Source organism: Streptomyces phyllanthi (assembly GCF_009377205.1).
GTDB classification, from domain to species: domain Bacteria; phylum Actinomycetota; class Actinomycetes; order Streptomycetales; family Streptomycetaceae; genus Streptomyces; species Streptomyces phyllanthi.
Genome location: NZ_VJZE01000354.1, coordinates 1 through 9,794, shown reverse-complemented (window position 1 = coordinate 9,794; position 9,794 = coordinate 1). Strand labels below are relative to the sequence as shown.

Annotated in this window: 5 protein-coding genes and 1 pseudogene; 1 reads left to right on the top strand and 5 read right to left on the bottom strand. The window is 71.2% G+C overall.

Going from position 1 to position 9,794, the window contains the following annotated elements; genetic code table 11:
- The first annotated feature begins 200 nt into the window (after positions 1-200).
- Complete coding sequence (locus FNH04_RS33895) at positions 201-545, top strand: chorismate mutase (protein ID WP_152789683.1); 345 nt, start codon at positions 201-203, stop codon at positions 543-545.
- A 718-nt stretch (positions 546-1,263) separates the two neighbouring features.
- Here the strand turns inward: FNH04_RS33895 and FNH04_RS33890 are convergent.
- The 5 genes and pseudogenes from FNH04_RS33890 to FNH04_RS33870 all read right to left on the bottom strand — a co-directional run bounded on the left by FNH04_RS33890 (position 1,264) and on the right by FNH04_RS33870 (position 9,794).
- Positions 1,264-2,019, bottom strand: coding sequence for a hypothetical protein (locus tag FNH04_RS33890; RefSeq protein ID WP_322724636.1), 756 nt, complete (start codon positions 2,017-2,019; stop codon positions 1,264-1,266).
- A gap of 427 nt (positions 2,020-2,446) precedes the next feature.
- On the bottom strand, positions 2,447-4,225 hold the full coding sequence (locus tag FNH04_RS33885; protein ID WP_322724635.1) for a GMC family oxidoreductase: 1,779 nt from the start codon (positions 4,223-4,225) through the stop codon (positions 2,447-2,449).
- A 53-nt stretch (positions 4,226-4,278) separates the two neighbouring features.
- On the bottom strand, positions 4,279-5,892 hold the full coding sequence (locus FNH04_RS33880; RefSeq protein WP_152789681.1) for a succinic semialdehyde dehydrogenase: 1,614 nt from the start codon (positions 5,890-5,892) through the stop codon (positions 4,279-4,281).
- Positions 5,893-6,567: 675 nt separating this feature from the next.
- Positions 6,568-7,917 (bottom strand): annotated as a pseudogene (locus FNH04_RS33875) (diacylglycerol/lipid kinase family protein); the annotation flags it as partial.
- A 320-nt stretch (positions 7,918-8,237) separates the two neighbouring features.
- Positions 8,238-9,794: a serine/threonine-protein kinase gene (locus FNH04_RS33870; protein WP_322724633.1), complete on the bottom strand. Its 1,557-nt coding sequence runs from the start codon at positions 9,792-9,794 to the stop codon at positions 8,238-8,240.

The following is a 9,794-nucleotide window of genomic DNA, read 5'->3' as shown; positions in this document are numbered from 1 at the left end:
GCGCCATACTGCTCGCATGCTCAAGCACCAGACCTTCGTCTTTACCTATGGCAACCGGCCCACCGGCTGCCATGGTCGTGCTGCTTGAGCAACTGACAAGCGACTTCCCAGGCGCCCCGGGCCGACAAGGCCCGGGGCGCCTGCTCGTTTCCGGGTTCTGCCGGTCCGGGGCATCCACCACCACACGAGGAGCCACCACGATGCCCACCACCACGGCCGCCGCCGCGAACATCACCACAAACATCACCACAAACGTCACCACGAACGACCCCGCCGAGAAGACCGGTGCCCGTACCGAGGAGGCCGTCGGCGTGATCACCGACGCACGTGAACGCATCGACGCCCTGGATGACCGGATCATCGGGCTCGTCCAGGAACGGATGGCCGTCTCCGCGGTCATCCAGGACGCCCGTATCGCCTCCGGCGGCCGCCGGGTGAACCTCTCCCGCGAGATGGAGATCCTCGCCCACTACAGGGACGCCCTCGGCAAGCCCGGTACCTCCCTGGCCATGACCCTGCTGGAACTGTGCCGGGGCCGCATCTGACCCGGGGCGCCCCGGAAAGGGCCCGCGCACTCCCCACGCGCGAGCCGGTGTGTGCGCGTCCGAACCGTCTCTCACCCGTACGGCGCGTGACCGCCGTACGACGCCCTTCGTTGGTCCCGATGCCCGTGTCAGCCAGGCGCGGGCCCGAATGAACCACGCGTGGCTCCGCTGGAGCGATGAGGCGTACGGGTCGTGCTGTGCGCCGTGGGACCTCGCTCCAGGGTCGTGACCGGACGGCAGGGGACAGCAGCCCGGTCACTCAAGAGAACGGTCGGCTTCGGGGACGCCCGGAGCCGACCGGCGGAATCTGTTCAAGGGTGGTCGAAACGGTTGCGGAGGCCGTGCCCCATCCAGCACGATGCAGGGACAGTCCGCATTCGAACACCGCATTGCACGGCCTGACTGCCAATGGTCAAGACCACGCGCGCGCCCCAGGTGCGCCGGGGAGCCGACTGGTGGCCCACCAAGCCCAGACGGCCAGGATGGGGCACGGTCCCGTTGAAGTCCCGGCCACATGGAACCGTGGAGACCAGCCGCACAGAAGCCGAAGACCGGCCGTACACGGCCCGAAGACCTGAAAAGCGGCGCAACCCCCCGGCGCCGCTTCCCCAGGCACCGGCGCTGCCCTGACGTCGGTGCTGACTCAGAAGAGCCCCGCGGGACGCCACCCGCGGGGCTCTTCGCCGCCGACGTCACGTCGGCTCGTCCACGGGGCCGCTCAACCCGACGCCTGCTCCGGCTCCTCCAGCTCGCCCAGCTTCTCCATCTGCGCCTCGATCACGTCCTCCGGCACCTGGGCCTTCGCCCCTTCGGCGGCGTTCATCGCGTAGAACGCCACGAGCGTCGACCCGCTGCGGACGATCGTGAAGGTCATCGGCACCTCGGTGCCCTCGATGGAGCCCCTCAGTCCGTACGCGACCGCCTCGTCGCCCTGTTCCGGGGCGGGCAGGGCCTTGACGTCGCTGTACTGGTACCCGGCGTGCTCGTACGCGGTGCACGACCTCGACGCGGTGCGCAGGTCGGCGACGACCTTCTCGGCGTTGCCCTGCTCGTGCGCGAGCAGGGCGAGCGAGACGACGTTCGTGTCGGAGTCGCTCCTGGCGGTGAGGGTACGGCCGGTGCGGGACGCGGCCCTCGGGGTGGAGGCGAAGAAGAACATGTCCGCGACCGGCTGACAGGCGGCCGGCTCAGCGGGCACCGTCTCGGCGGGCATGTCCGCCTCGGAGGTCTTCTCGACCTTGTAGCCCTTGACGTCACCGGCCGCAAGGGCGGCCTTCTCCAGCTGGGCCGCGGTCAGCGGGCCCCCGTCGGCGTCATCCCGCGTCTTCGGATCGTCGGGGGACCGGCCGGCAGTCGCCTCGGTTGGCTTCGTCCCGGCGCCGTTCTTGTCGCCGCCCCCACCGCACGCAGCGGTGGCCCCCAGCGCGGCCACGACCGCCACGGCCGCGGCCGTCCGTGCCATCTGTAACTTCACGTCTCCCCCTCAGCGTCTGGCGCATGATCCACATGCACCCCGCAGGACCGGGACAGGCCAGTCCCAGCCGACGCCCATCACATCATGTACGTGACACCATCACACCGCGTATTCGGAGCCGCCCGACCCGTCGGCACCCTTTCGGACGACCGGCCGTCGGATTGCCGACTGCCACCCTTATCCACATGTGACGCAGCCCACGCAGGGATTCCGTGAAAACGGACGCAACCCTTCTCGGGTCTCACTGGTCACACACGTGTCTTTGCGACGCCGCATCAACGCGCATGGGCACGCATGGACGCGCATGGGCGGGAACACGGCCCCGTGAGGCCGTCACAAGCTGTGTAAGGCGCCACGCCGTGCACATACAAGAAGGACCCGCGCTCGGAGGGGAGCGCGGGTCCTTCTTCTGTACGCCCCCTGCTCCCTACTCCTTCGGTGGCACCGTCGGCACCCCCAGGAACGGCAACCGCAGCGCGCCGAACGCGTCCGCGGGAACCGCCGGGTGCCGTGGCTCGACCGGCTTCAGTCGCTCGTACGCGGCGCCGGACGCCGGACGCGGGTCGGCCTCGCCCTTGTTGGGCCAGTACGACATCGCGCGCTCGGCCTGGGCCGTGATGGTCAGCGAGGGGTTCACGCCGAGGTTGGCCGAGACCGCGGCGCCGTCGACGACCGAGATGCCCGGGTGGCCGTACAGCCGGTGGTACGGGTCGATCACGCCCTCCTCGGGGGACGCGCCGATCGGGCAGCCGCCCAGGAAGTGCGCGGTGAGCGGGGTGCCCATCAGCTCGCCCACGTTGCTGCCCGCGAAGCCGTTGATCTCGGCGGCGAGAGCGGAGGCGGCCTCCGTGGCGGCCTTGATCTGCTTGGGGTTGGGGGCGCCGTGCCCCTGGCGTGCCGTCAGCAGCCCCTTCCCCACGCCCTTGTCCTTCAGGTACGTGGTCAGGGAGTTGTCCAGCGACTGCATCACCAGGCCGATGATGGTCCGCTCCGACCAGCGCCGGTTGGACAGCGAGCGGACCACGAGCCAGGGGTGGCGCGCGGCGTTCGCGAGCCAGGCCAGAGCGCGGGACGAGCCCTCCGCGTACGGCACCTGGAGGATGGACAGGCCGCCCATCGCGTTGGAGCCCTTGCCGTAGCGGACGGGCTCGATGTGGGTGTTCTCGTCGGGGTGGATCGAGGACGTGATGGCCACGCCCCGCGTGAAGTCGGCCCGGGGTGCGCCGTGCGCCTTGCGGTAGCGCCGGTTGTCGGTCTGCGCGCCCACCAGCGCCTCGGAGTTGGTGCGGGTGAGCATGCCCAGCCTCGGCGAGAGGTAGGGCAGTTGGCCGGCCGCTTTCATACGGTGCAGGAGCGTCTGGGTGCCGTACGTACCGGCGGCGAGGACGACCCGACGCGCCTTGAAGACCCGCCCTTCGCCCTTCCTCTTCTCATCGGTCGGGAGCGTCGCGACGGCGTACCCGCCCTGCGAGTCGTCGGTGACCGACACGACCGTCGTCATGGGGTGGACGACCGCGCCCGCCTTCTCGGCCAGATACAGGTAGTTCTCGTTGAGGGTGTTCTTCGCGCCGTGGCGGCAGCCCGTCATGCACTCGCCGCACTCGGTGCAGGCCCTTCGGGCGGGCCCGGCGCCGCCGAAGTACGGGTCGGCGACCTCCTCGCCGGGCCCGGCCTTCGACTGGCCCTCCGCGTCCTCGCCGTCACCGAAGAAGACGCCGACGGGTGCCAGATGAAAGGTGTCGCCGGCGCCCATCCGCTCGGCGGCGGCCTTGAGGTGGACGTCCGACGGGGTCATGGTCGGGTTGAGCCGTACGCCCAGCATGCGCCGGGCCTGGTCGTAGTACGGCCGCAACTCCTCCTGCCAGTCGGTGATGTCCTTCCACTGCGGGTCCTCGAAGAAGGGCTTCGGCGGTACGTAGAGGGTGTTGGCGTAGTTGAGGGAGCCGCCGCCCACCCCGGCGCCCGCCAGCACCATCACGTTGCCCAGCAGGTGGATGCGCTGGATGCCGTACATGCCCATCCTGGGCGCCCACAGGTAGTTCCTGAGGTCCCAGGAGTTCTTCGGCAGCGACTCGCGGGTGAAGCGGCGGCCCGCTTCCAGGACGCCTACCCGGTACCCCTTCTCCGTGAGGCGGAGGGCGGTCACCGAGCCGCCGAAACCGGAACCGACGACGATGACGTCGTAGTCGTAAGCGTCCTGTGGCACGTGCGTTCTCCCCATCGAGTGTGCAGTGCGGGCCGTTTCGGGTTGTTCGCGCGCTAGCGCAGCCTCAGCGCCTTCATCACCCTCAGGCTCCGGCTCATGAACTGCGCGTACTTCTCGTCGTCCATGCCGAACGCGGGCGCCATCGGCAGCAGCCGCTGCTGGGCGATCGTCTGGGCCTCGGTGTACTTGAGGATGCCCTCGGAACCGTGGCGGCGGCCGAGGCCGGAGTCCTTCATACCGCCCATGGGCGACTGGACGCTGCCGTACGCGGAGGCGTAGCCCTCGTTGACGTTGACCGTGCCGGTGCGCAGCCGGGAGGCGACCTCGCGTCCGCGCTTGCCGTCCTTGGTCCAGACGGACGAGTTCAGGCCGTACGCGGTGGAGTTGGCGAGTTCGACCGCCTCGTCCTCGTCCTTGAAGCGGTAGATGGAGACGACCGGGCCGAAGGTCTCCTCACCGCACACCGCCATGGGAGCCTCGACGCCCTCCAGGATCGTCGGTTCGTAGAAGTACGGGCCGATGTCCGGGCGGGCCACGCCACCCGCGATGACCTTCGCGCCCTTGGCGACGGCCTCCTCGACGTGCCGCGTGACGGTCTCCAGCTGCCGCTCTCCCACCAGCGAGCCCATGTCGGCGCCGTAGGCGAGGGACGTACCGAGCCGCAGGGCCTTGGTGCGGGCGGCGAACCGCTCCACGAACGCGTCGGCGATCGACTCGTGGACGTACAACCTCTCGATGGAGATGCACAGTTGCCCGGCGGAGGAGAAGCAGGCGCGTACGGCGCCCGCCGCCGCCTTCTCGATGTCGGCGTCCTCCAGCACCAGCATGGCGTTCTTGCCGCCGAGTTCGAGGGAGACCCCGACGAGCCGGGCGGCGGCGCCCTGGGCGACCTCGCGGCCGGTGCGGGTGGAGCCGGTGAACGAGACGTAGTCGGCGTGCTTGACGACCTCCGGGCCGACCACCGGGCCGTCACCGATGACGACCTGGAAGACCTCGGCGGGCAGTCCGGCCTCGACCAGCAGGTCGCGGGCCCAGAGCGCGGTGAGGGCGGTCTCCGTGTCGGGCTTCATGACCACGGCGTTGCCCGCGACGAAGGCGGGGATCGCGTCGCCGACCGACAGCTCCAGCGGGTAGTTCCAGGGAGCGATCTGGCCGACCACGCCGCGCGGGTGGCGCAGTTCGGTGACGCGCGTGAGGGTGGGCATGGCGCCCGCGTGCCGCTTCGGGTTCAGGTACGACACCGCCTTGCGCCCGTAGTGGCGGGCGGCCACGGCGACGGCCTGGACCTCCTCGTGCGCGTGCAGACGCGCCTTGCCGGTCTCCAGCTGGATGAGGTCCAGCACCTCGGCCTGGCGCTCCAGCACCAGGTCGTGGAAGCGGAGCAGGACGGCGGCGCGCTCCCGTACCGGCCGCTGCGCCCACACGGCCTGGGCCGCGCGCGCCCGCGCGTAGGCGTCCACGACGTCCTCGGGGGTGGACTCGGGCAGGTCGGCCAGCTTCTCACCGGTGAACGGCGTGTGGTTGGCCGTACGGCCGGAGCCTGCCACGCCCTTGGTGAGCTGGGCGACCAGCTCCGGTGTGACCACGTCGGCGGCGGTGCGGGCGCCCTGCGGGGCGGGCGCGAGGGGGTTGGTGCCGGTCTTTTCCGGGGCCTGCGAGTCCATCATGAGGCGCAGGGTATTGCCCGAGCGGAGCCTTTGGGTACCCAGCGGTAACAGGCTTTCACGGGGTACACACACCGCGCCAGCGATCGGTGGCAGTAAACGAGCTGATCAGGGCGTTGGGGGAGGGCGAGGCGGGGTTCGGGCGCGAGCGATGACGGGTTGATCACGTTGGGGGATGACGGCCTGCCACGCCTGCCTGTCGGGTGCGGTTTGCGGTCTTGGCGGGTGCGGTCGGCGGTCTTGGCGGGTGCGTCGGTCTTGTCGGGTGCGGTCGGCGGTCTTGGCGGGTGCGTCGGTCTTGTCGGGTGCAGCAGTCTGTCGGCTGCGCAGTCTTGCCGGCTGCGGCAGTCCCTCGGCTGCAGCAATCCTGTCGGCTGCGCAGTCGTGTCTGTTCCCGCTACGGCAGTCCTGTCGGCTCCGGTGGGCTGCTCAGTTGCGGCGGTCCTGCGGGTTCCGGTCGTTCCACCGCTTCTGCCAGTCCTGCCACGTCTGCGCGTTCCGCCAGGTCCGGGGGTTCCGCCACGTCTCCGGGTTCCGCCACATGTGCGGGTCCCGGCCGTTCCGCCCGCCCTGTCCGTCGAGTCCATCCTGACCGTCACGTCCGTCGCGTCCGTCGCGTCCGTCACGTCCGTCGTGCGTGCTCCGGTGGCCCTGCCAGTCCCTCCAGTCCCGCCAGTCGCCCCAGTGCTGGCGGCTCTTGGGCAGGGCGGTGCGGCCCACCGCGGCCGCGAGCTTGCGCAGTCGCCGCCAGTCCATGGGGGGCTTGGTCTCAGGGACCCCGGGACGGTCGGCGGGGACCCGTACCCGCAGAGCCCCGGGCTCGATCCGGCACCGTACGGGCGTGGGCAGGACCAGTGCCTCACCGTCCACGCCCACCTCGATCTCACCCTGATCGGCGTCGACGACGACCTCGTGGGCGGTGAGGACGGTGAGCCCGGGGGCGTTGGGGCCGAGCAGCAGCGCCGCGGCCTCGGTGGCGCTCCCGACCTTGACGCCGAGCACACCCAGCACCTGGGAGTCGAGCCGTTCGCGGCGCCCGAGGCCGACCAGGTCGTCGCTCCGATACGGGTTGTTGCTCACGAGCACGGCCTGCGGGGCCTCGATGACGGTGTTCCGGGCCCGGGCGACGAGCCTGGGGCCGCGCTGGTGCGTGAGCAGGTCGGGCAGGAGCTCCAGCGTCGTACGGACCTTGTCGTCGCGGTACTCCGGGCTCTGCACGACCGCGGCGTACGCGCCGAAGGAGGCGTTGTTGACGAAGGGATGGGTGCCGGCGAAGCCGAGGTCGACGCGGAGTTCGACCCCCACGTCGGTGAGCGCGTCGAGGCAGGCCGACGGGTCGTCGCGGTCGAGACCGAGATCCATGGCGAAGTGGTTGCGGGTGCCGGCGGAGATGACGAGGAAGGGGATGTCGTGCTCGGCGGCGACAGCGGCGACGAGCGCCTGTGTGCCGTCCCCTCCGGCGACTCCGAGCAGGTCGGCTCCCTGGTCGACGGCGTCCCGTGCGAGCGCCACGACGTCCTCGTGCCGTGCCGGGTCGAGCAGGTGGACCCGCGCGCCCAGCCGCTCGGCCTTCTCCTTCAGCCCGAACCGCTCGACCTTCCCGCCCCCGGACCGCGGGTTCATGATGAGGAAGGGCTTGGCCGGGGCCGGCGTCCGGTACTCGCGCACCCGTACGACATGCGACTTGGTGCTGCTCAGGGCGAACTTGCCGGCCCAGACGGCGAGCCCCCACAGCGCGAGGGACACCACGACGACCCACAGCAGATTGGCGGCGGCGAAGAGCGAGACGACCGTGACGGGCGCGGCGACCGCGAGCAGCGCGGCGGCGACACGGACCGCTCCCTTCCGGGTCAGGACCCACCACAGCGCGGCGAGGGTGACCGCCACCCCGAGCAGCCCTCCCGCGACGAGCAGGAGGCTCGCGGCCCGTGCGACCCCCAGGGGCAGTAGTACGGCGAGGACCGCGGCGCCGAGCGCGATGCGCGCGGCCCAGCGCTGGGTGGCGTGGGCGCGGTCGTCAACGTACATGGGGGCGCACCTCGGGCCGGGCGGTGGTCGTCATGGATTCGCCGTCTCCTCACGCCCCGGGCCGTGTGCGTCCGCCACCGGGCGCCGTCGCAGAGGGGTCACAGCACAGAGCGTAGTCGTCGCCACCGCCGCGCAGTAGATCACCAGGCCTCGTCGCCCAGGGTGTGCCCGTCCGTCCGCACTCCCGTCACCCACAGGTGATCCAGGGTTCACGAGCGGCGGATCACACCCCGCGTCGTCGGCCGGGGGAAACCCGTCGGTCAGCCAGGGAAACCCGTCGGTCGGCCGGGGAAACCCGTCGGTCGGCCAGGGGAAACCCGTCAGGACCTGGCGATCTCCAGGTTGGCGATGGCGGCCTCCGCGACCTCGCGGCCGCGTTCGGTGAAGTCGCCCTTGCCCGGGTAGCTGACGGTGAGCTTGTACATGTCCCCGGCGGAGGTGCGGTAGTAGAAGATCCGCAGCTCGCGTGGGCGCGGGTCCCGGCTGTCGGTGGTGGTGTAGGCGACCGTGTTCTCGGCCGCCTTCCTGTCCTTGTAGGTGGTTGCTTCGGGGGTCGTCCTCGGGCCCTCGGGCATGGACAGGTCGTAGTCGCCGGCGCTCTTGAACTTCTCGTTGTCGGCGTACATCTCGGCCGCCGCCGAGTTCTTGATCTGGTTCAGGGAGTCCTGGGACTTCCTGGCCACCTGCACACCGATCCAGACGCCGCCGCTCCAGTCGGAGTACGTCACCCAGTTCTTGTCCTTGGGTGCGGCGTCGGCCTCCGGCCGGGTGACCTGGTAGTTCGCGGGCACCGCCAGCGTCACGCCGAGCTTCGGGTGTGTGCGGGTCGCCCATCCCTCCGGCAACGGCCCCGCGAACGGATCCGCGATCACCAGGTACGCCGTCACGGCCGCCGCGACGACGGCCGCGCCCGCGCCGAGCAGGGCCTTGCGGCCGATGCGGAGGCCCTTGCCCCCGGGGCCGGAGGTCTGGACGACCTGGCCGGCGGTCTGGACGACCCGGGTGGGCTCCGAGGCCGGGGGCCTGGCGGCCTCCTCCAGGAGGGTGCGGACCTGGGCGGCGGACGGGCGGCGCGCCGGGTCTTTGTTCAGCAGGCCGTTGATGACCTCGGCCAGCGGGCCGTTCGCCGAAGCGGGTGCGGCGGGCGTGGAGTTGAGGACGGACTGGAGGGTCGCGGGGGTGTTGGTGCGGCGGAACGGCGAGACGCCCTCCGTGGCCGCATAGAGGACGACCCCGAGCGACCAGAGGTCCGACGCCGGGCCCGGACGCTGGCCCAGCACGCGCTCCGGCGCGATGTACTCGGGCGAGCCGACGAAGCCGCCGGTGTCCGTCAGGCTGGTCTCGCCCTCGATCTGCGCGATACCGAAGTCGGTGAGGACGACACGGTCGTGGCGGCCGAGGAGCACGTTGTCGGGCTTGACGTCACGGTGCAGGACGCCCGCCGCGTGGGCGGCCTCCAGGGCGCCCAGCACCTGGAGGCCGATTCTCGACGCTTCCCGTACCCCGAGGGTGCCCTCCTGGAGCGCGGCGCCCAGCGAACGCCCCTGCACCAGCTCCATCACGATCCACGGGCGGCCGTCCACGACCGCCACGTCGTGCACCTGCACGACCGCCGGGTGGTCCAGCCGGGCGGCCGCACGCGCCTCACGACGCATGCGCTCGTACGCGTTGTCCCGTTCGCGCTCGGGAAGATGGTCCGGTACCCGGGGCTCCTTGACGGCGACCTCGCGGTCCATCGTCTCGTCCTTGGCCCGCCAGACCGTGCCCATGCCGCCGTGGCCGAGCTTGGCCAGCAGCCGGTACCGGCCCGCGATCAGCCGCCCGGCACCCGGGTCCTGCGGAGGCTGCGACGCCACCTGGGTCGGAGCCGCCTGCAC

Excerpts from the sequence above, each read along its gene's own strand:
- FNH04_RS33895 (WP_152789683.1), top strand. The coding sequence starts at position 201 with ATGCCCACCACCACGGCCGCCGCCGCGAACATCACCACAAACATCACC.
- FNH04_RS33880 (WP_152789681.1), bottom strand. The coding sequence starts at position 5,892 with ATGATGGACTCGCAGGCCCCGGAAAAGACCGGCACCAACCCCCTCGCG.